Here is a 22701-nt window from a genome sequence, read left to right on the forward strand (position 1 = left end):
ACAGCGCAGGGTGCAGCCTTAGTCGACATAGAGATCGCCTCGTCGCTTTGCTCCTCGCGATGACGGCTTTGTTTTACGCGAGACTTTTTCAATAAGCCCTGGCAAAAGAAAGACGGCGACCATTTGATGGTCGCCGCCCTTCCACACGTTCGCAAATTGCGCGGAGTCTGGTTATGTGACCACGTCGTTCACCGTATTGGTGAGAGTACCGTCTTCATCCATAGTCCAGGTATCCGCCGCCGCGTCATCATCGATACCCGGATCAGGCGCGTTGGCGGTAGCGACGAATGCAGCACCGGTAACTACGATTGTGTAGGCATAACGGGCCTGCAGCATCACTTCAACACCGAGCTCAGCCAGGTCATCCGTGTAAAAGCCCTTTTCCTGGAAATACGCACGCTCCATCACGTAGATCTGCTTGAGGATCTGCTTGGCTTCTGACTGCTTCGACTTGGTGCTCGCCGTCATGAATCTCGGAATCGCCAGCGCGGCAAGAATACCGATGATGACCACGACGATCATGAGTTCGATCAGCGTGAAGCCCTTCTGGGATTTGTGGAACTTTGACAACATTTTTGCCCTCCTACGAGCTTTGAGTTGATATGGGTTTCTGCTTCTTTCTACTAAGTCCTCGATTTCTCTTTGACTCTCGCTTAACAGTTTCGCAAAGATCGCGCCCATCGGCGAAAACTCTGCGGGAAACTTTCATTTCTCTGCTTATCCCTTTGCGATGCAATACAATCGATTTTGTGATGTCTCCTTCTCTTGTTCATAATTGCTGTTCAAACCATGTTCAGGATCATTCAAACTCTCTCACTTTGCCCTTGGCACATCGCAAAACGCAATGCTAACTTGTCACGTCATCCGAAGTGTTTACAAGATTCCCTGCGTCGTCAATAGTCCAGACATCGGGTGCTGGATCATCATCCAACCCCGGATCCGCGCACGTTGCAGTCGCTACAAAGCTGCTGCCATTTACCACCATGCTGTACGCATAGCGTGCGGTTGACATCAGTTCTACCAGAATATCCTTGTAGGCGTCCGGATTGGCCGGTGTAAGCACGACACCACCCGGATCCCAATAGGTTTCATTCTCTTGAAAATGCGCCCGCTGGTTGACATAGATTTGTTTCAGGATCTTTTTTGCTTCCGATTGTTTACTCCGAGCTGCCACAGTCATGAACTTCGGGATAGCCATTGCGGCGAGAATGCCGATGATCACGACTACGATCATCAGTTCTATCAGCGTGAAACCTGTTGTCCTCACCCGTCTCAAATGTTACTCCAATCTTTGAATTCGACCAATCCGGATGCCGCAAAGAGGGTGCCCAACTGCAGGCAATGTTCTTAGTCGATGACACTGTTGCGACTACATCGCTTACTGTAGAGACAAGTCAACGACTCACCGCCCCAAGTATTGCTTCCTGCGTTCTCCATACTGCAAAATGCGAGAATCAACATCTACGAGTCGCCCTTCTCCGCATGCCTGAGATCGTATCGGTCTATCTTCCGATATAGAGTGGATGGGTCTATGCCGAGTATCTTAGCCGCCCTCGATTTCTGCCATCCGGTCTGGTTCAGCGTCCAGAAGATATATGCCTTCTCGATCGATTCCAGCGTCGGCGTCGTAGCCTTGTCTCTCGGATCGATTGCTGTCTTCGGAACCTGTTCAGTTATATTCTTCGGAAAATCAACTATTACAATCTCATCCGACTTCGACAGCAGGAGCGCTCGTTCAACGCTGTTTTCAAGTTCCCTGACATTGCCCGGCCAGTCGTACGCGACCAATGCACTCAGCGCTTCTCCTGATACCTTTCTGATTGGAAGCTTCATCTTCTCTGAGTATATGCGCACGAAATGGTTCACCAGCAGTTCAATATCCTCGCGCCGTTCCCTCAGCGATGGGATATAAATCGGCAGGACATTAAGCCTGTAGAACAGATCAGCCCTGAAGCGATTCGCTTCAACTTCCGTTTCCAGATCGGCATTTGTAGCAGCGATCAGCCTGACATCCACCTTGATTGGCGTAGTCGAGCCGACCGGAGTTATGATCTTCTCTTCCAGCGCCCTGAGAAGTTTGGCTTGTATGCTATGAGACGTTGTCCCGATTTCGTCCAGAAAGAAAGTCCCCGTATCCGCAACCTTGAAAAGACCATCCTTATCCTTGAAAGCGCCGGTGAACGAACCCTTGACGTGTCCGAATAGTTCGCTCTCCAGGAGTGTTTCGGGCAGCGCCGCGCAGTTGATCGTTATGAATGGTTTCCCCGCTCGGTTCGAATGATAGTGCATTGCCTTAGCAATAAGATCTTTTCCAGTGCCGCTCTCTCCCCTGACAAGGACGGTACTATCCGAATTGGCAACGGTCAGTGCCATCTCTTTCATCTTCAGGACGCGAGGATTCTGCCCAATGAAATTGTCGAATGAGAATTCTGTCGATAGCCGCGTTTTTAGGTCCTTATTTTCTTCTGAAATCAGAGCTTCCTTCGACAGCTTGCTCAACGCAAGCTTCACCTCATCGATCTTAAATGGCTTAGTGATATAGTCATACGCTCCGCTCTTCATGGCTTCAATCGCCGAATCGACTGAAGCAAAAGCAGTCATGACGATGAATGGTATGTCCTCGTCCATCCGCTTCACCTTCGACAGCAATTCAAGCCCTGTCATCTCGGGCATCATCAGATCGGCTATGATCACGTTCGGAGCCGCTTTGCGAATCTTCGCGATGGCCTCTTCGCCACTCGATGCGCACTCGACCTCGTAACCCTCTTTGAAGAGCATGATTTCCATAAAATTGCGCATGCTCTCCTCATCATCCACTACCAAGACACGTGTTTTGTCCATTCTGCCAGTCTCCTTTGTCTCGCATACAGATATCGGCGGATTTATGGCAGATTAAACGGCTTCTTGGGGCGCAGACTCGCATTCTGCAAAGAATGTTCGGGTTGTGAGCAGACATGGCCATTTGACCAGCTCAAAGCCAACATCTGCGCCTCGCCGGATAAGATTTTCCAAACTATTCGGAGCTAAACCGAATCAATTTGGAACTTATCAGCTTGCGAGTCTTGTTTAAGGGGTTAGGACTGGTTGAAGGCTACAAGAGTGAGTTCACGATAAACGATTAAACATTCGACTTTGTGGCCGAAAATAACTATGATAGTCATAGTTACCTAATCAGATTCTAATTGATGAGTTGTATCGTGTACCCTGTGATTCAGAAAAGGAGTTCAAGATGCAAGACAGAATAGGGATAGTTGCCGGTAACATCTGGAAGAAGCTCGAAAGAGATGGCGAAATGTCGCCGCGGAAGCTCTCCACAGCTACCAAGGAAAAGTCAGATGTAGTATATCTGGCTCTTGGTTGGCTAGCGAGAGAGAACAAAGTGGAGTTCAACGCTACAAAGAGCTCTTTCAAGGTCAAGATTGCCGGGCGCTAATACTGCCCGGTCGATGATCCAAAATATGCGGATGTAGCTCCGCAATTACATCTTCTCAACGGCATCGGGCAGATGTTCACATGTGCCACACATGTATAACATTTGTGCAACAGTCTCGTTACGCTGTATCAGTGTGTCCAGCATCCGATAATTACACTATACGTCGATAACATCGTATGCCGAAGGGAGTAGTGTATGAGGGGATCACTGTTACTGTTGACGATGCTGGCATTCCTGGTCGTTGGCTGCTCTTCGACTCAGCAAAGTCACGACATAATCATAGTCAAGGACTCCGGCTATGGATACTCTGCAGACAATCCCATAAATTGTGGGGGCGGAATCAATGGCGAGCGGAAGTATATCGCAAAACTGAGGGGACCTGAAGGCCAGCGGATCAGAGCAGATCGGTTGGCGAATTGCTGCCACTTCAAACTGCCCGGCAAGAGCTTCAAGAAAAGTGGATTTATCTCACGCTATGAGGTCCATTATGACGGCATTTCTCAACCAGTTGTGATTTACCTGAATGGGTTTTTGCGCGCTCCGGTGAGAGCTCCCGGAGGATTCGCCATCGCTGATTGAGAATGAGATTCTGGATGAGATTAGACGCACCCGTCTTATGGGTGCGTTTTTCTTATGGTGTCGTCAGAGTTCACATCCTGGCGGGTCTCTGAAATGATTAGTGCGCGAATCGGGCAGAAAGGGATTCCCGCCCGCGCACGAAATCGCCTCTATTTCAATAATGATTGACATATCAGCCAGCGTGAAGTATATGCCATTGGCGATCGCGCGATTTGATTTTCTCAAGGAGAACGGCATGACACCGAGAGCAGATTTCGACGGCTTCCCAAGAGATTGTGTGAAATTCTACGAAGGGCTCAAGAAGAACAATTCAAGAGTGTGGTTTGATGATCACAGGACAGACTACGATCAGTTCGTCATGGCACCGGCGAGAGATTTCGTGGTCGCGCTCGGTACACGGCTGAGAAAGATCGTGCCTCGCATCCATGCCGAGCCGCACGTAAATAAGTCGATATTTCGTATTAATCGCGATGTCAGATTCAGTGCGGACAAATTGCCGTACAAGACGCATCTCGGCCTCTGGTTCTGGGAGGGGGATGCCAGACGGATGGAGTGCTCCGGATTCTACTTCCATCTCGATCCGCCGCGCATGTGGCTCGGTGTCGGCATGTATACGTTTCCGCCGCATCTGCTTGAAGAGTATCGCAATTCCTGTGTGCACGATATCTATGGCAAAGAGCTGACTCGAATTGTCGCAAAGGCATCGAAGGTTCCCGGCACGTCGATCGGTCGGGAGAACTACAAGAGAGTTCCGCGCGGATTCGACCCGGATCACAGGAATGCTGATCTGCTGCGCATGAATGGCTTTCATGCCGGTATTGATATTAGGATTCCAAAAGAGATATTTACGCCGAAGGCAGTTGATTTTTGCTATGACAAGCTAAGACCATATTTGCCGGTTCACAAGTGGCTGGTGGCGATGACCGAGCGAGCGGCGAATTAGTATGTCTGGTGCGCACCTGGAAAGCCAAATGCGCACAGGTCAGACAGAACAGAAGCATGGCCGGGCAGAACTAACGAGGGGACTATGGAGTTTTTAGTTGACAGATTATAATCTGTGTTAAGATTGCAATCTCATATGGCACTGATGTCTACACTACTACGAGGGTATCAAGGATGAAGAACGAGAACACTCTCTTGAAGCAGTTCAATGTAGGACTGCTGGATATGCGGGAACTCTTCCATAAGTCAGGCAGACTAGATGATTCTAACTCTAAGCTCGACGAGGTCACAAAACTACTCTGCCTAGAGATCGCATCGGTACGAGATCCAGAGTCGAGGGTACCTAGCTTAAAGGAGATTCTAGAGAAGCACCACTGCGGTCACGGTCTTGTCTCTTCCTTAAACGCTGCACTCTCTTTGGCTGCAAAAAGTGAGACACTCCGAAACTACGATGGAGGATCACTCCTCGGACCGAACCCCAAATTCAATATTGCCGAATCAGAAGAAGCTCTGGCGAGGGGACTCGCGCAGATCGTCCTTCAATCTTTTAATGGGTATTTGAGGGGAAGCAACGGCTCAGAGTCGTTTGAATTTCTTAATGAGGCCTTCTGTCATTTCATAAGAGACAATTTCCGACAGAACATCGAAGACGCGCAGTATATGACCCCGCCAGAAGTAGTCAATTTCATGGTGGATTTGGGGATAGTCCGACTCAGAGGCAAGAGGTTCACTAATTCGAAGCCTCCTATCATCTGCGATCCTTCGTGCGGCGTTGGTTCATTCCTTGCTCAATTTTATCGAGCATGGACCGTGAAAGAAAGGATGAGTTCATGTCCTATTTTGGTCGGACAGGACAAAGTCGATAAGATGGCACGTCTGAGCCTGTTGAATCTATCCCTCTTTGGCATCGAAAATCCGAAGATATATCGAGGCAATTCGCTTGTTGCTAGTTCGCCGTTGGACGCATATTCGCAGAAGTGCGATCTAATTCTCACCAATCCACCATTTGGTGCTCGCTTTGAAAGTTCCGATCTGGCGTTTCATAGTCTAGAGTACTTTCCATTCCTCCACAACTATATTCAGAGTCGGGGAGGGTTGATTGACTCTGAACTTCTCTTCCTTGATCGGTACCTGAGTCTTCTTAAACCAGGCGGGACAGTTTTGGCCGTCGTTCCTGATTCCGTGATCTCTTCATCGGGACTACCTTCCTATTTGCGCGGGCAATTACACGAGCACTGGACTATTCGCTCCATTACAGAACTGCCAGCTGTTACATTTGCACAGGCAGGGACGAGAACGAAGACCTGCATCCTTGAGGTTGAGAAGAAAAAGCCAGAAGGCAAGGCTGCATTGATGGGAAAGGTGCTGAGTCTAGGTTTTGAGGTTTCTTCAAAAAAAGGTGTTCCGTACAAGAAAGCAGAAGGTATGAATGCTTTAGAACCTCTGTTTGATGCAATGTCCAGCTTCACACAAGAAAGCAACTCGATTTCCTGCTTCAAGATAGTCGCTGATTCCCCCTCCTGCGTTGCGGTTGCCCCCAGTTTCCTAACCGATGAAAGTTGGACACCATCGCACTATTCGTCGGATCGTCTTAGAACGCTTCAGCAAATTGAAGGCCTGGCAAACGATGAAGAGTTTGAAGTACACTCTCTTGAGTCGCTTGTTAACTTAACCTCGAAGTCGAGGAGAGGGATTCGTGAGGCAAAATCTCAGAAATGTATCAGCGTTCTCCACGTCGGAGACTTCGGATCGCTAAACGTAAGTGAACTGATCGCGTATGAGCCGAAAACCCCGGGCAAGCCATGTGAAGCAGGTGACATTCTGTTCTCGAAGATTAATCCTAGAATACCGAGAGTCTTGGTGGTCCCAAACATGCCCTTTGAACTCACATGCTCAACAGAATTTGAAGTGATGAGGCCTAAATCAGGACACAACCCATATGAGATTATGTTATTGCTCCTGTCTGACTATGCGCAGAACCAGATTCGCTCTCTGACATGTGGAACCTCTTCCTCTCACAATCGGATTAAGACAAGGGAGCTTCTGTCAATAAGATTGGCCATTCCTCGAACAGGCACAGTCAAGCGAACAGCGTACGATGATGCTGTGAAGGCGTTTGAAACGGCAAACATCCGTCTAAATGAATCGAATACTTCACTACATGAGACTTGGAGTGGGCTCAACGATATGTTGGTAGTCTAGCCTTCGGATGTAATGCAGGCACCCCTGGTCATTACCACTTCATTGTAAGTGGTGCAGGAGAATAGACCATTATCTATGCGCGCCTCGAATAGGAGTGGATACTTGAGATGTCCACAATTGTTTCTGAAAACGTTCCTATCAAGGTTTCGAGGCGGATGCAGCTGAAAATTGTTACTCTTTATTATCCCTTCTTCACGTTGATGATACCAAGCTCCAGCTATCTTCCGGAACTCTACATCGTGTTGGGTCCTCACTACCCAGATACGACAGCGCTTATGACCTGTTTTCTCCGTCATGTCCCACATCACAAAGAACAAGTATGGCATGGAATCCAAAGAACTCAGCGAATCAGCGGTTGATGCATGTGTTCCTGCTTTGATGCAGCCGTTGAAACGGGGTGTGTCAATCGCATCCCAGCAATTCGCCCCCTTCACGTCCGATCCATCCTCCAGATCCGGTCCCTTCTTTCTTGAGTATCCCTGTATACCGGTCAATGCGCTGACGATAATTTGCGACCAACCCCGTGTATCTGTGGGATGGGGATGGGCGTACTTATCTGCGTACGGCTTTATTTCTGTGTACGCATCGTAATGAAGCTGAAGCAGCTGCAAGGTCTCGACTAGTCTCTCCTCCTGTGGCATCATTCGTCCCTGTTTACGGCTGATACATTCTGATACCGATCTCTCTCCGGAGAATATACACAGCCTGAAAACCGATGTCAATAGGCGCTGGGGCGATCACCCCTTTAGTATCAAAGCATCAAGGAGCAAGCGGCTGGGCACCCGGAACATATGTGTCAGGATCGTGCTAATCCTGACATACATTAGTTCATCTAATCTCTTTCGTCTGTGCAATCACCGCTGCGCCAACCGAATCGCCCCATACGTTCACAGTCGTGCGGAATCTATCGAGAAACCAATCTATACTCAGGATCATTGCTATACCCTCCACCGGCAGCCCAACCGACTGCAGCACCATCACCATCGTCACCAGTCCCGCTTGAGGGATGCCCGCTGCGCCGATTGCCGCGAGATTGGCGGTGAAGAATATCATTATCTGCTGACCGATTGTCAAATCAATGCCATAAAGCTGCGCGATAAAGATTGCAGCGACAGCTTCGTAGAGCGCCGTCCCATCCATGTTGATCGTCGCACCGAGCGGCAGCACGAAACTCGATGACTTGTGACTGACGCCGTTCTTCTCCTCGACACATTCCATCGTAACAGGAAGTGTCGCCGATGACGATGCGGTCGAAAAGGCCGTCAGCAGCGCCTGCATCATGTTACCTGCATACTTCACCGGATTCTGCTTGCCAAACCACTTGAGGATCAACGGCAGGACTATCATCGCGTGAATCGTCAATCCGATTACGACCGTAATAAAATACTTCCCAACCTTCATGAGTTCGGTGACAAACCCTGCACCGCCCGCTTCGGCAAACCTGGCCGCTATCAGACCAAATACGCCGAATGGCGCGAGGAGCATCACGAGGTGAACGAACTTCATGACGGCTTCGTTGGCGGCCACGAAGAAATCCTTCAGGGGCTTCCCCCTCTCCCCCATTGTCGTGACAATGCCGCCGAACACGAGAGAGAAGATAATCAGCGGCAAAACTCTGGTTTCTGACATGGCCGCGACGATGTTCGATGGAATCATCCCGAGGATGACATCAAAAATGCTGTACTCGCCGGGATGACCGACTTCACTGAGACCGGCCGATGCTGCGGAGCCTACCCCGGGCTGGATAATGTTGACCAGTACAATTCCGATCGCTACTGCAATGCCGGTGGTTACAAGATAGTAAGCCAGCGTCTTCGCACCTGTTACACCGAGACGCCTTACATCGCCGAGTGATATCACACCCGTGATCATGCTCGTAACGATCAATGGCACCACTATCATTTTGAGCGCATTTAGAAACAGCTCGCCTATCATCCCTGCCCACATCATGCGCTCGCCAAGGAACCAACCGAGAACCGAGCCGACTATGATCCCGACGACAATACCGATGATGATGTATCTGTTGACAGCGGGTGACATGATATCTACATGTAAGTCGCATCAGTCGGATATACAACAACAATTTCGATCCAGAATTGCACATTCAAAATGCCTTGACTTTATGTGCCATTTAGATAGATTTACCGCGAATTCAACAACGGGGATTGAGTCATGAAGTCTGGTGCAGAAGCGATTATAGTTGGTGGCGGCATCGTGGGAGCAGCGATTGCGTTCTATCTCGAAAAGCTTGGGATGCGCGATGTTGTCATTATCGAGAAGGACAGATTTATCGGCGCGGGCGCTACTGCCAAATGTGCCGGAGGTATAAGAGCCCAGTTCTCATCTGAAATAAACATAAAGATGTCGCTGATGTCGGAGAACCTTCTGGAGGCTTTCCAGGATGAGACCGGCGAGGAGGGCATATTCGATCAATGCGGATATCTCTTCATGGTTTCCACCGACGAGCATGAGGACATATTCCGCAAGAATATGGATCTGCAACTGGCCAACGGTGTGCCGGTCGAGTGGTTGACTCCTGACGATATTCGCGAATTTGCTCCCAATGTTCGATTAGACGACATACTGGGGGGCACATTTTGTCACAAGGATGGAATCGGCGATCCGCATGTTTTCACACACGGTTATGCTAAGGCTGCCAAGAAACTTGGTGCTGTGGTCGAAGTCGAGACTGAAGTCACCGGCATCAAAGTAGACAACGGAAAGATAACAGGTGTTTCTACGAATAAAGGCGACATTGCCTGCAAGATAGTCATTAATGCTGCCGGGCCGAGTTCAGCATCAATCGGAAAGATGGTCGGCGTAGACCTCCCGATTGTGCCTGTCAAGAGACAGATCAGCACAACTTCACCACTTGCTTGGCTTGACCATCGATTTCCTATGGTCGTCGACGTCGCATCGGGACTCTACTGTCATCGTGAATCGGGAGGATTGCTGCTCGGCTGGGCCGACCCGGATACGGCACCGGGATTCGATGAGTCACTCGATCCTGATTACACTGATGAAATCATTATGAAGGCAATGGATCGAATCCCCATTCTTGAAGAGGCTGGAATAGCCACGAGCTGGGCTGGGCTGTATTCTGTGACGCCGGATCACAAGGCCATTCTAGGGGTGGTGCCGGGCGTTGAAGGTTTCATCGTTGCGGCCGGATTCTCCGGTCACGGCTTCATGCACGCACCGGCAGTCGGCAAGTTGATTGCAGAACTGGTCACGAGTGAAAGTTGTTCAATTGATCTCACCCCGCTCTCATTCGAGCGTTTCAAGGAATCGACCAAGGAACTTGAAAAAGTGGTAATCTGATCAAATAATGGAGGAGTGATGCAAATATCAAGGTTACTTTTCGTGGCAGCTATACTCTTATTTGTGTTTGCTGCCCAGTCGTTCGGCACTGAAGGTGCGGACTGCACTCGCGGCATCGACATCGCGTGCATCCAAACCTATCATGATGTGATTGCGCCTTCATGTCACAAGTACATGCCGGCAAAGGACTACGCAACAGTCCGTCAGCACGTTCCCAATATGGTTACGCAGGCGGCGACTATTGCGGACCTAAAGCTCGATTCGACGTTTGCTCCGGTGGCGGAGGCATTTGAAAAGGAGCGACGCCTCTTTCTCGCGGCGGTAGACCAGCTAATGGTTGCTGCCGAGGGAACGGATGATGAAGTATTTGCCGAAGCTTTCGATAAAATGCATGAGGCTTTTGCACGCATGGCATCATCTCTTGTCCCTTCACCTGTCGAACTCGATGAATTCCATGCCATCGTTGCTCAAGTATGGCACGAGCTTCTTCCGAATAAGGACTATGCCGGTATCAAGGCTGCGCTGCCGGCATTGAGGGGCGGCTGCAAAAAGCTCGCATCCGCAAAGCTCAACGAATCGCAGCAGGAGATCAAGGATGAATATCTGGCGGCAGTTGGGAAAGTTGAGTCATCGATTGACGACATCGAGAAAGTCATCGATTCCAAGTCGGACGAGAAGATTGAAGAATCGGTCGTACAGTTGCATGAGAGCTTTAGAAGCGTCATGGCTCTGTTCTAGCCCGCTGCTTGATCAAACAATTAAGGGCGGGTGAGAAATCATCCGCCTTTTCTATATGTCTAAATCTATATCTGCAGGCAATCGCCAGAGGCTATTGCGAATCATCTTGATTAGATTTACGAGAGGATTTTTCGATGTCCACCATCTTGATTCCGGTAGTATATTCGGTGACTTGCGGTTCGACCATGTCCATCAATCGACGGGTGACTTCTCGAATTCTAAGTGCAGCAACTTCGATAGCCTGGAGCATCTTGACGGTCTTCGCATCCATCTTATCTTTGTCAACAAGCAGCAATTGAACATTGCCGAGAACGGCCGTGAGAGGGTTGTTGATCTCATGATTTATGGTAACGGCAGTCTCGACGACGGCCTCGACCTTGGCTTTCTTTATGTCTACGTCACCTGCATCGGCTCCAGTTACTGTGCTTAGAGCAAGTGCCAACTGAGAGGATATCGCTTCGATGAAATCCTCCTCGACGGCCAGTTTTCTCTTTCCGGATGTCACACCTGAAATGGTTCCGATGTTTTTTCCGCCGATCATCAGTGGATAAGAAAAGAGGCTGTGCGGACCGTTCTTGTCGAATGTCAGAAATAGATTCTCGACAGAAAAATCATCCCGAAGCATCGAAATCAGTCTTGCCTGAAGGTCCGTCATTACAGCTGCGAATTCGTCGGAGCCGGCAGAGAATCGGTCAGGGATCAAATTGCCGGGGCGGTCAAGCGTGAGGGATCCAGCTTCCACCTCAACGATAGCAACTGCGTTTTCGAGTGCAGCCTGACAAATGTCTGAGAGACTACTCCCGCTTGCAGCCTTGACGGCGATCTGTCGCAACGCTTCATACTTCAGTCGTATGCGTTCCAGCGATTCCATGATGTCAGTAGATTCTTTCACACACACACCTTGCGCAAAGTTCATGCCGTGTAACCAAATCGCCCGATGTTGGCCGCCTTATCTTTCGCAGCCCGAGGAATCGGAAAAGATCGTCATTTCAGTGTGCGAACCGGCGAAGTAACAAGACGTTAACGTAATATAGATATTGCCCAGCGGAATGCGAGTATTTTCTGTCTGACTGGCTGTATCTTTGTTCAGGGCAAGAGTGGCATGATGAGTGAAATCGCTTTCACATTTGTTGCAGCCAATCGAGTGACAAATGCCTTGACATTGCAGGATTGAAACGTAGATTTGTGGTTTCTCTTTAGAGGAGGCAAGTGAAACTTGGCATCGCTTCATGACAATTGCGCCGTCTTTGGAATCTACGGCGCCCGAAAAGCAGCCGAATTGACCTACCTCGGGCTATATTCCCTCCAGCACAGGGGCCAGGAATCCTCCGGGATTATTACTAACGACAAGGGAGCCATACACATCCACAAAGGCATGGGTGAGGTTAGTGCGGTCTTTTCGGAAGAGGTCAACCTGAAGAAACTGAAAGGGAGCATGGCTATTGGCCATAACCGGTACTCTACAACAGGCTCCTCGACACTTGCGAATGTACAGCCCCTCATAACGAGTTTCAGGACGTACCATCTCGGCGTCGGTCACAATGGCAACATCACTAATTCCATCATGTTGAAGAAGAAGCTTGAAGCTTCCGGCGCCATCTTCCAGACAACATCCGATTCGGAGATGATCCTGCACCTCATCGCGAGATCCAAGCAGCGGCCGATGCGAAAGAAGATCGTCGCCGCTTTGAAACGTGTCCAGGGTGCATACAGTCTGATTTTTATGACCGACGACAGTATCATCGCCGCTCGCGACCCACTCGGCTTCCGACCACTTGCTCTCGGCAGACTAAACAAATCGTGGGTGGTGGCATCGGAAACCTGCGCGTTCGACATTATCGGCGCTCGTTATGTCCGTGACATAGACCCCGGTGAAGTACTGGAAATCGGCCCGAAGGGGCTCCAGAGTGAGACAATCGAGAGGCGATCGCGGCACGCCTTCTGCATTTTTGAATTCATATATTTCTCACGACCAGACAGCATGATCTTCGGCGAAAATGTTGACAAGGTTCGTCGTCGGCTCGGCAGGCAGCTCGCAAGAGAGCATCCGGCCGATGCGGATATAGTGATCAGCGTCCCTGACTCATCAAATACGGCGGCGCTCGGTTTCTCCGAACAATCCGGCCTCAGGATGGAAATCGGCTTCATCAGAAACCACTATGTTGGACGCACATTCATTGATCCGGAACAGAAGATTCGTGATCTCGATGTTAAGATCAAATTCAACCCCGTCAAGGGAGTGCTGAAAGGCAAACGTGTAGTAGTAGTCGATGACTCGATAGTACGCGGCACAACATCAAGGAAACTCGTCAAGATGCTTTACGAGGCGGGTGCCAAAGAAGTGCATATGAGAATATCATGTCCGCCGATCATCAGCCCCTGCTTCTACGGCATAGATATGCCAACGCGAAAAGAGTTGATCGCATCGCAGTTCACAGTTGAGCAGATCAGAAAACATCTTGAAGTAGACACACTTGGCTACCTGTCTCTTGAAGGGATGCTCTCCATGAATTCATTGCCAGACAACGACTTCTGTGTCGCATGCTTCTCCGGCAAGTATCCCACCCCTATCGAAGCCCAGAATGGTAAGTTGAAACTCGGTTAAATACCCGGTTGACATATACGATAATTGTAATATCATAGCCGTGAGAGCGGCTTTTAAGATTCTCACTCAGAATCAGGTACGGATGAACATCAGAAGATTTTGCAGCATTGTATCGATTGCTTTGCTGATGTGCTATGGGGGCAGTGCGCGCGGGGCCGCCCTGCCTGCCAGCAGCGAAGCTGTAACCATTTCACCGCATATGGTAATTGATCGCGTCGTTATCAAATTTGACGATTTCGCGTCAGTGCGGTTGAGGAGTGACAGGCTGGTCAGTCTGTCAGATGTCGATCTGTCGGCGCTCAATGCGCTCTTGCATGGGAGTACTGTTGAACGGTTGTTTCACAGGAGCGAGGCAGAGATAGATGCCGAGCATAGCAGCCTTGAGAGTTCGATGGCTCGACCATTAGTTGATAAGAATTCATATTATGAGGTCCTGGTTACCGATCATCGCCAAGCGGAAGATATTGTCAATAGCCTGAAACATCTCCCCTACATTGAGTGCGTATATGCTGAGCCAATGCCTGAGCCGGCTCAGGATATACCCCCTCCGACACCCGATTTTGCCGGAGATCAGGGGTATCTCTATGACCCGCCGGAGGGGATCGGAGCTGATTTCTGCTGGTCGATTCCTGGAGGCACCGGCACTGGGGTCAGGATAATTGACATTGAAGGGAATCTGAACTCTGATCACGAGGATTTCGGCGACAATGTTGGATCGGTCATTGCCGGCAACCCTGTAGCAGCAACAGACTGGATCAATCACGGCACAGCGACTACCGGTGAGATGTGCGCCGATTCTAATGAGTATGGAATTACAGGTATAGCTTATGGTTCCGACATAGATCTGATCTCGATCGATGGTTTGGGGACTGCCGCCGCGATAGATGTCGCTGCATCACTTCTCCAGGCAGGAGACATAATACTCATCGAACTTCACAGTCCCGGTCCGCGATACAATTTCGCCACGCGACCGGATCAGATGGGTTATGTACCCGTCGAGTATTTTCAGGCGAATTTTGACGCTATCCAGATGGCCGCAGCTCGGGGTATAGTAGTCGTGGAAGCCGGCGGAAACGGGTATGAGAACCTTGATGATCCTCTCTATGAAAGCAGATTCGACAGAGATGTTCGTTATTCGAGGGCGATCATAGTCGGCGCGGGCGCTCCTCCCAACGGGCAATTTGGTCCTGACAGATCGCGTCTGTATTTCTCGAATTACGGTTCTCGTATCGATTTGCAGGGTTGGGGGAAAAGTGTGGTGACCACCGGTTACGGCGGTTTGTTCAGTGGAGACGGCGATGACGATCAATACTATACCGAGACATTCGGCGGCACTTCGGCAGCCTCCCCGATGATCGCCGGTGCTGCGGCATGTCTGCAGGGTATCTACTTCGCCGAGTACGGGTTTCCCCTCTCCCCTGACGCTGTTGTCGGACTGCTAACGAATACGGGATCTCTGCAGCCTAATCCGACCGAATGGATCGGCCCACGCCCCAATCTTATAGCAGCGAATCAGTTTCTGCCTCCGCCCGGCATCACTGCAATGCCGCTCCATATAGACACCTGGGTCGTGGGAGGACAAAGCACTATTGTGGGAGTGCTTCTGACCAACAGGGATTATTCGTCTCCTGTTGATTTCACAATCGAGATAGAAGACTCACTCGAAGGACTTGCCTCGCCAGGATGGATTGAGGTTTCGCCGATGAGTGGTACGATTGCGTCAGGAGGGATGCAGGACCTTCTAATAACTCTGTCATCTGACATTCTCGCTGATACAACCTACAACTACAAAGGTATGATTACTGTCGACTACGGCACCTGGTCTCCGCTCAGAATTCCCGTATTTTTCGATGTCATGTGTAATGATACCGACTATGCGAATGTTGACAGCGATAGCCCACCTCAGCCCGATTTCGAATGGGTCGATATTACATCGATAGGCACTCGGCTGGATCCCGACGATTTTCACAACGCAGCTATTCCCACATCCGCACTTGATGACGGCACATCTCGGAAGATTTCAATTGGCTTCCCCTTCAACTTCTATAACGGCGTATTCACCTCTCTGTATGCCGGAGTCAACGGTGGTCTTTCCTTTGTCTCCGATGAAGTCAACATCGACGGCTACTTTGCCGACATCGGGTTTCCGTCTCCGGGGATAGACGCATTGCTTGCAGCTTTCTGGGAGGATCTGAGCATCGATTCAATTGGTGCGGGGCATGGAGCGATATATTACTATAACTCTTCCGGCAACGATTCGCTGGTGATAGAATACCATGAGGTCGGCAACTTCCATCAGATTGCCGACAGCATGATCACTTTTGAGGTCATTCTCACTTCGGACCACACGATAACCTTTCAGTATCTTGAAGTGGGCAGCTACGGATTAGGATTCTCAGCCCTGGTGGGGATGAGTCGTGACGAGGGTTGCCGATTCACAGAATATCTTTCATCAGGCGCTCCATCGTCGAATGTTTTGCATGATTCATTGCGTGTCGACTTCATTCCCACGTACGAGTTTGTCATGCCGTCCGGTGATACCGACGGCTCAGGTGATATTGACATCGATGATGTCGTCTATCTGATCGGATATATCTTCAGCGGCGGACCGGCGCCTACTCCGCTTGATGTTGGCGACTGCGAGTGCAGTGGTGAGATTGATATCGATGATATCGTGTATCTCGTGGCATATATCTTCCTGGCAGGCCCTGAGCCTTGCAGCTATACCCCTTGACCACACTCCCATAGAGAGAACAGCTCCTATCAAGCAGCCATTAGCGCCATGCTGCCTCGTTGAGAAATCTCCTGCGGAGAGATAGAATTTGAATATATGAAATATTGCTTCGAGGCTAGTGGAATGTAGCAAGCAGCGGCTGGTCAAGTGGGAACAATGTACCCGGGAACATGCCTAACGCGAACACCCCCATAACTGCAATGACAAGCGCGACGAAAAGGAAAGCTGGATAGGTCACCGGCCGGTATTCGGTTTCCGTATCGATCATGAACATTACAACAACCACTCTGAGATAGTAATACACTGAGATGAGTGTGTTGATCACTGCTATGACTACAAGAGGAATGTGTCCTTTTAGGATGGCAGCCTTGAAAATCATGAACTTCGCCGTAAAGCCCGCCGTCGGGGGGATGCCGGCCAACGAGATCAGAAATAGCGCCATCGTTGCAGCAAGAATGGGATGCCTTCTGCCAAGACCCGTGAAGCTGGTCAGGTCATTGTCCCCATCAGATTTGGACTCAACTATGACAAGCACCATGAAGGCGCCGATGTTCATAACTGTATAGCAGAGCATATAGAATGCGACCGCAGATACCGCATCGCTGCTGGCGGTTGCGAAGGCAATCAGCATATATCCGGCATGAGCAATCGATGAGTAAGCGAGCATCCGTTTCACGTTGGTCTGTGAGAGAGCGATCAGATTGCCCGTGAACATCGTCATCACTGAAAGCGACCAGAAAATCGAGGATATCTCGGTAGCATGCTCGCCAAACGCGAATATGAACACTCTCGCCATGACTGCGATTGCGGCAGCCTTCGGCCCTGCGGACATGAAGGCTGTGATCGTCGTGGGAGAACCCTCGTAGACGTCCGGCACCCACATATGAAACGGGAATGACGCCAATTTGAACGCCAGTCCGATCAACAGCAAGCCTCCACCGATCATCAGGAAGAGTCCTGAGTTTTCGAATGCATAGCTGCCGGAACTGAATGCCTGCGCAATCGATGTGGTTCCGAGCGCCCCATATATGAATGCGATGCCGAACACCAGGAAGCCGGTGGCGAATGCTCCAAGCAGGAAGTACTTGAGAGAGGCTTCATTCGACTTAAGATCATTGCGACGGAATCCGGCAAGGACATACAAAGCGACAGACATGATCTCAAGCCCGACAAAGAACACTATCAGATCAGCCGCGGACGCCATCATCATCATGCCGAGCGTCGCAAAGAGTATGAGCGCATAATATTCGCCTGCTGGGAGATTTCGCAATCTGACGTAATTATCCGACATGAATATTACGAGCAGCGATCCGAGCAGAAAGATCATCTTGAAAAGCGATGAAAACAGGTCAATAGTATAGAGCCCGGCGAAAGTGGAAACGTCGCTTCCCCAATTGAACCACACCGCAAGGCATGCCGCCATAATGCCTATCCATGAGATGTGACCGGTCAGCCAGCGCTTCTCCCGGGGCATAAATGGCGCAACGAGCATCACCAGCAGGGCAAACCCTCCTATGATCAATTCTGGAGCTATTGCCGCGTAGTCAATTCGTGGAAAGTCAAGTTCCATATTCGCGCCTCAATTCGAGCACACTGCCCGATATTTAGAATCCTCAGCCGCCATTAAAGCCGACCTTAACTTCGCCTGCGGTTACAATTATCGGAACAGTGCGTTGACCATTGGAATGCTTGAGTGCATCGTCAGCATACTTCTTACTGGCCGTAACATCGAACTCGATGTAAGAAACACCACGCTTCTTCAAATCTTCCATCGCCGCCGCACAGTAAGGGCATCCCGGTTTTGTATAGATCGTTACTTCTGACATCTAATCCACCTCTTTCTCATTATCCGCCGCATTTCCATCCGAATACTCGACTCCATCCAACAATTGCGGGACCTCTTCGTTTTGCACGTATGAGACCTTCAGAAGCAAAGACCCGATCGACTTTTCCATCGGCTTGAAGAATGTGTTCGGATAAATGCCGATCCAGAAGATCAGCACGGTCAACGGCAGAAGGATCAGCTTCTCCCTGAGATTTATGTCTGTCAGATTACGGTTCTCTTCTCTCGTAATTTCACCGAAAACGACCCGCTGGAGCATCCAGAGCATGTATCCTGCGGCAAGAACGATCCCGATTGCAGCGATAACCGCGTAAGCAACATTTGCCTTGAAAGTCCCGAGGAGAATCAGGAATTCGCCGACGAATCCATTTGTGAATGGTAGTCCGATCGAAGACAGCGTCACGATGATGAAGAACGTAGTCCACACCGGCATTGAGGTGAAGAGACCGCCAAGATCGGCAATGAGTCTCGTATGCCTCCGCTCATAGATCATGCCTACTATCAGGAAGAGGGCACCGGTCGAGATGCCGTGATTGATCATCTGTATGATCGAACCTTCCATGCCCTGCATATTCAGGGCAGCCATTCCGAGCATCACGAATCCGAGATGTGACACGGATGAAAATGCGACAAGCGATTTCACATCCTTCTGTACCATGGCAACGAGAGCGCCGTAAATGATGCCAATGATTGCAAGCACTGATATCAGAGGTACGAACTGAACAAACGCCGCCGGGAAAAGCGGTATGCAGAACCTCAGGAAACCGTAGGTTCCCATCTTCAGCAGCACGCCTGCAAGAATAACACTTCCCGCCGTCGGCGCTTGCACATGGGCATCCGGAAGCCACGTGTGGAACGGGAACATCGGTACTTTGATCACAAATGCCAGAGCGAAGGCGGCGAAGAGCCACATTTGTATTGAACTCCCGATTACAAGGTCGCCCATCCGCGTGAGATCGAACGAATAGAATCCGTTTGCATAATAGTGCATCACGAACAGCGCCACGATTGCAACCAGCATGAGTAACGAGCCGACCAGCGTAAAGAGAACAAACTTAATTGTCGCATATACTTTATTTGCGCCACCCCAGATCCCTATCAGGAAATACATCGGAATCAGCATCAACTCCCAGAAGACGTAGAACAGAAAGAGATCAAGGGACATGAATACGCCGACCATTCCGACTTCAAGCAGCAGCATAGATATCAGGAAGCCTTTGAGCCTGTCCTTGATTGCGTTCCATGATGACCAGATCGAGAGCCACGACAGAAATGTAGTCAGGATGAACAGCCAGATGCTCAGGCCGTCGATACCGACGTGATAGCTTATGCCCAGAGAACTGATCCAGGGGATATTGACAACGAATTGCATTGCATCTGTCGATGAATCGAATCTGAAATAAATATAGAGTGAAACAATAAACGTGATCAGGCTGACTGCAAAGGCGATTCCCTTAAGGGTCGATTCGGCTTTGCGATTCACCAGCAAGAGCAGAAATATGCCGACAAGTGGCAGCGCAGCAACGATTGTCAAAATATATTGATCCATCCTACCTCAACGATATAAAGAACGCCAGCACGATAACCGCTCCACCCAGGAATATCAGTGCGTAGTTTCGCAGATAGCCGGTTTGAATAGTCCGGGTAGTGCTCGAGAATGACTTCACCATCGATGCAAGTCCGTTGACGAAGCCGTCGATGAGCACGATGTCGACTACCTTCCAGAGAAACAGAGAGAGATTCACAATGGGACGGATTACTATGGCGCTGTATATCTCATCAACATAATACTTGTTATATATCAGCTTGTGCAATCCGGAGAACTTCTTCTGCAGAGACGTTGCCATTTGCGGTTTCTTCAAGTACAACAGATACGCGAAATAGATGGAGACAAGCACAAGCGCAACGGAGATGGCCATCAATAAGTACTCCGTCGAATGCGCATGATGGGCCGACTCATGAATGAGCTGTTCGCCGCGAGCAAAAACAGGATGCAGGAAGTGTTCGAAACGATTCCCGCCTCCCAGCGCCGCCGGAATACCTACCCAGCCACCGGCCACAGAGAGCACAGCCAGAGACACCAGTGTGAAGAGCATATTCTTCGGTGATTCATGAAGATGTTCTGCGGTGCGCTTGTCATACCTCGGTTTGCCATAGAAAGTCAGGAATATCAACCTGAACATGTAGAACGCAGTCAGTCCGGCCGTGATCACACCCAGTACCCAGAAAAGAACATTTCCATGCCCTGATGAGAACGACTTCCAGAGTATCTCGTCTTTCGAGAAGAATCCCGATAGCCCCGGTATCCCCGATATCGCAAGGGTGGCAACCAACATGGTCCAGTAAGTAACCTTGATCTTCGACTTCAGTCCACCCATCTTTCTCATGTCCTGCTCATCTGACATAGCGTGTATCACCGATCCGGCTCCGAGGAAGAGCAGCGCCTTGAAGAACGCATGCGTCATAAGATGGAAGATACCGGCAGTGAATGCGGCAACGCCGCAGGCAAGAAACATATAGCCAAGCTGTGAGATTGTCGAATAGGCCAGCACTCTCTTGATGTCATTCTGTGCAAGTCCCATCGTCGCAGCGAAGAACGCTGTCACAGCGCCGACCACTGCAACTACCATCAGTGTTGTAGGCGCCAACACGAACAGCACATTGCACCTTGCGACCATATAGACTCCTGCAGTTACCATCGTCGCCGCGTGAATAAGTGCCGAAACCGGCGTGGGGCCTTCCATGGCGTCCGGCAGCCAGACATGAAGTGGTATCTGAGCTGATTTGCCGGTTGCTCCTACAAAAAGGAGAAGAGTTATCGTTGTCATGACGGAACTGCCGACCCGATATGAATCTGCAGCTCCCTGGAAAACATCAGTAAAATTCAGTGAGCTAAACGTCCAGAATATCAGCATAATCCCAATAGCGAAGCCGAAATCACCGATACGATTGACTATGAATGCCTTCTTGCCGGCATCCGCAGCCGACTTTTTCTTGTACCAGAATCCTATCAGCAGGTACGAGCAGAGTCCCACCGCTTCCCAACCAACATACAGCAGCAGGAAGTTATTCGCCAACACCAGAATCAGCATCGATCCGGTAAACAGATTCATGTACGTAAAGAAACGCGAGTATTCCGGATCGTGAGACATGTACCCTATTGAGTACACGTGAATAAGAAACCCGACGCCGGAAACGACGAGTATCATCACCGCAGACAGCGGATCAAGGAGAAATGCCATATCGACATTGAACGAGCCCGACGGTATCCATGAGAAGAGCGATAGCTCGAATGCCCTGTTTGCGGGATCGAGTGCAAGCAACTTGGTAAACGCAATTACCGACACGAGAAGAGATATGAATACCGATCCACAGGCAATCAGACTTACCATCTGCCGGGGAAGTCTCTTGCCAATAAGGCCGTTGATGATGAACCCGATCAGCGGCGCCAGTGGTATTAGCCAGATGTAGTTCAGCATCAAGCCTCTCCCCTACCAGCGCATAATATTGAAATCGTCAATGTTAACACTCTCTCTGTTTCTATATACTGCTAAAATGACGGCAAGGCCCACCGCCGCTTCTGCTGCTGCGACAGCGAACACGATAAACACAAAGACATGGCCCGATACATCCGCAAGCGATCTCGAGAAGGCGATCAATGCCAGATTCCCGGCATTGAGCATAATCTCGACCGACATGAAGATGACTATCAAATTCCTGGAAGTCAGCACGCCGGCAATTCCGATTATGAAGATCACAGCCGACAACAAAAGATAATATTCCAAAGGTACCATATCAGTCATCCAGTTTTCTTTTTGCCAGCACGACGGCACCGATAATAGCAGCCATCAATAGTATCGATGTCGCTTCAAATGGAAGCAAATACTTGGTGAAGAGCAGTTCGCCGATGGATTCTACCGATCCAAAGTCTGCGGGGACCGTTGCGGCCTTATCACCCAACCCCGCGCCCTTTGCAGCGGTCAGTATTATCTCTACGCCCAACAACCCGGCAAACGTAAATGCGACCCAGCGCTGGGACGAATGCTCATCCGGTCCGAACTCATCCTTGCGCAAATTCAAAAGCATAATGATGAAGAGGAAGAGAACCAGAATGGCGCCGGCATAGACGATTATCTGCAGAGCCGCCACGAACAGCCCCCCCAATTGCACAAACAATATCGCCTGTGCGACAAAGGCCATCATCAGGAATATAACCGCCCTGACCGGGCTCTTCTGTGTGATCACAGCGAGACAGCAGCCCACGGATGTTACACCGGCGATGACAAATATCAACAGTTCCACTC

Annotated in this window: 20 protein-coding genes; 8 read left to right on the forward strand and 12 right to left on the reverse strand. The window is 50.0% G+C overall.

Annotated elements, in window-relative coordinates:
- Window positions 1–171 precede the first annotated feature (171 nt).
- The 3 genes from KKH67_12875 to KKH67_12885 form a co-directional block, all read right to left on the reverse strand.
- Window positions 172–573 (reverse strand): prepilin-type N-terminal cleavage/methylation domain-containing protein, encoded by a 402-nt coding sequence (locus KKH67_12875; GenBank protein ID MBU1320073.1) that lies wholly within the window; start codon window positions 571–573, stop codon window positions 172–174.
- A gap of 274 nt (window positions 574–847) precedes the next feature.
- Window positions 848–1234: a pilus assembly protein PilE gene (locus KKH67_12880; protein ID MBU1320074.1), complete on the reverse strand. Its 387-nt coding sequence runs from the start codon at window positions 1232–1234 to the stop codon at window positions 848–850.
- A 227-nt stretch (window positions 1235–1461) separates the two neighbouring features.
- Complete coding sequence (locus tag KKH67_12885; GenBank protein MBU1320075.1) at window positions 1462–2841, reverse strand: sigma-54 dependent transcriptional regulator; 1380 nt, start codon at window positions 2839–2841, stop codon at window positions 1462–1464.
- A 388-nt stretch (window positions 2842–3229) separates the two neighbouring features.
- Here KKH67_12885 and KKH67_12890 point away from each other — a divergent pair, with 388 nt between their 5' ends.
- The 4 genes from KKH67_12890 to KKH67_12905 all read left to right on the forward strand — a co-directional run bounded on the left by KKH67_12890 (window position 3230) and on the right by KKH67_12905 (window position 7156).
- On the forward strand, window positions 3230–3433 hold the full coding sequence (locus KKH67_12890; GenBank protein MBU1320076.1) for a winged helix-turn-helix domain-containing protein: 204 nt from the start codon (window positions 3230–3232) through the stop codon (window positions 3431–3433).
- Window positions 3434–3628: 195 nt separating this feature from the next.
- The gene (locus tag KKH67_12895) at window positions 3629–4012 is read left to right on the forward strand and encodes a hypothetical protein (protein MBU1320077.1); all 384 of its coding nucleotides are present in this window, start codon (window positions 3629–3631) and stop codon (window positions 4010–4012) included.
- Window positions 4013–4247: 235 nt separating this feature from the next.
- Window positions 4248–4955, forward strand: coding sequence for a DUF2461 domain-containing protein (locus KKH67_12900; protein ID MBU1320078.1), 708 nt, complete (start codon window positions 4248–4250; stop codon window positions 4953–4955).
- Window positions 4956–5128: 173 nt separating this feature from the next.
- The gene (locus KKH67_12905) at window positions 5129–7156 is read left to right on the forward strand and encodes an N-6 DNA methylase (protein MBU1320079.1); all 2028 of its coding nucleotides are present in this window, start codon (window positions 5129–5131) and stop codon (window positions 7154–7156) included.
- Here KKH67_12905 and KKH67_12910 read toward each other — a convergent pair.
- Together KKH67_12910 and KKH67_12915 are read right to left on the reverse strand one after the other, a co-directional pair.
- Entirely contained in the window at window positions 7153–7800 is a 648-nt protein-coding gene (locus KKH67_12910) for a MamI family restriction endonuclease (GenBank protein ID MBU1320080.1), read from the reverse strand. The two genes, KKH67_12905 and KKH67_12910, sit on opposite strands and share 4 nt — an antisense overlap.
- A gap of 184 nt (window positions 7801–7984) precedes the next feature.
- Window positions 7985–9196: a dicarboxylate/amino acid:cation symporter gene (locus tag KKH67_12915; protein ID MBU1320081.1), complete on the reverse strand. Its 1212-nt coding sequence runs from the start codon at window positions 9194–9196 to the stop codon at window positions 7985–7987.
- A gap of 132 nt (window positions 9197–9328) precedes the next feature.
- Between KKH67_12915 and KKH67_12920 the strand changes: the two genes are divergently transcribed.
- Window positions 9329–10477 carry an FAD-binding oxidoreductase gene (locus tag KKH67_12920; GenBank protein ID MBU1320082.1) on the forward strand — a complete coding sequence of 383 codons (1149 nt, stop codon included), beginning with the start codon at window positions 9329–9331 and terminating at the stop codon, window positions 10475–10477.
- An 18-nt stretch (window positions 10478–10495) separates the two neighbouring features.
- Window positions 10496–11215, forward strand: a complete 720-nt coding sequence (locus KKH67_12925) for a hypothetical protein (GenBank protein MBU1320083.1) — start codon at window positions 10496–10498, stop codon at window positions 11213–11215.
- 91 nt (window positions 11216–11306) lie between these two features.
- Here the strand turns inward: KKH67_12925 and KKH67_12930 are convergent, their stop codons facing one another.
- Complete coding sequence (locus KKH67_12930) at window positions 11307–12107, reverse strand: hypothetical protein (GenBank protein MBU1320084.1); 801 nt, start codon at window positions 12105–12107, stop codon at window positions 11307–11309.
- A gap of 324 nt (window positions 12108–12431) precedes the next feature.
- Here KKH67_12930 and KKH67_12935 point away from each other — a divergent pair, with 324 nt between their 5' ends.
- The gene (locus KKH67_12935) at window positions 12432–13820 is read left to right on the forward strand and encodes an amidophosphoribosyltransferase (protein MBU1320085.1); all 1389 of its coding nucleotides are present in this window, start codon (window positions 12432–12434) and stop codon (window positions 13818–13820) included.
- An 82-nt stretch (window positions 13821–13902) separates the two neighbouring features.
- The gene (locus tag KKH67_12940; GenBank protein MBU1320086.1) at window positions 13903–16554 is read left to right on the forward strand and encodes a S8 family serine peptidase; all 2652 of its coding nucleotides are present in this window, start codon (window positions 13903–13905) and stop codon (window positions 16552–16554) included.
- Between the two features lie 115 nt (window positions 16555–16669).
- On the opposite strand, the gene KKH67_12945 is transcribed toward KKH67_12940, so the two are convergent.
- From KKH67_12945 to KKH67_12970, 6 genes are read right to left on the reverse strand one after another with little or no spacing between them, the layout of a single operon-like run.
- Window positions 16670–18124 carry an NADH-quinone oxidoreductase subunit N gene (locus KKH67_12945; protein ID MBU1320087.1) on the reverse strand — a complete coding sequence of 485 codons (1455 nt, stop codon included), beginning with the start codon at window positions 18122–18124 and terminating at the stop codon, window positions 16670–16672.
- A 43-nt stretch (window positions 18125–18167) separates the two neighbouring features.
- Window positions 18168–18380 (reverse strand): glutaredoxin family protein, encoded by a 213-nt coding sequence (locus KKH67_12950; protein ID MBU1320088.1) that lies wholly within the window; start codon window positions 18378–18380, stop codon window positions 18168–18170.
- Window positions 18381–19946, reverse strand: coding sequence for an NADH-quinone oxidoreductase subunit M (locus KKH67_12955; protein MBU1320089.1), 1566 nt, complete (start codon window positions 19944–19946; stop codon window positions 18381–18383). It abuts the gene before it with no gap.
- 1 nt (window position 19947) lies between these two features.
- Window positions 19948–21876, reverse strand: a complete 1929-nt coding sequence (gene nuoL / locus KKH67_12960) for an NADH-quinone oxidoreductase subunit L (protein MBU1320090.1) — start codon at window positions 21874–21876, stop codon at window positions 19948–19950.
- Window positions 21877–21888: 12 nt separating this feature from the next.
- Window positions 21889–22191: an NADH-quinone oxidoreductase subunit NuoK gene (nuoK, locus tag KKH67_12965; protein MBU1320091.1), complete on the reverse strand. Its 303-nt coding sequence runs from the start codon at window positions 22189–22191 to the stop codon at window positions 21889–21891.
- A gap of 1 nt (window position 22192) precedes the next feature.
- Window positions 22193–22699, reverse strand: a complete 507-nt coding sequence (locus KKH67_12970) for an NADH-quinone oxidoreductase subunit J (GenBank protein ID MBU1320092.1) — start codon at window positions 22697–22699, stop codon at window positions 22193–22195.
- Between the last annotated feature and the right edge of the window lie 2 nt (window positions 22700–22701).

It is taken from the genome of Candidatus Zixiibacteriota bacterium (assembly GCA_018820315.1).
GTDB lineage: Bacteria > Zixibacteria > MSB-5A5 > JAABVY01 > JAHJOQ01 > JAHJOQ01.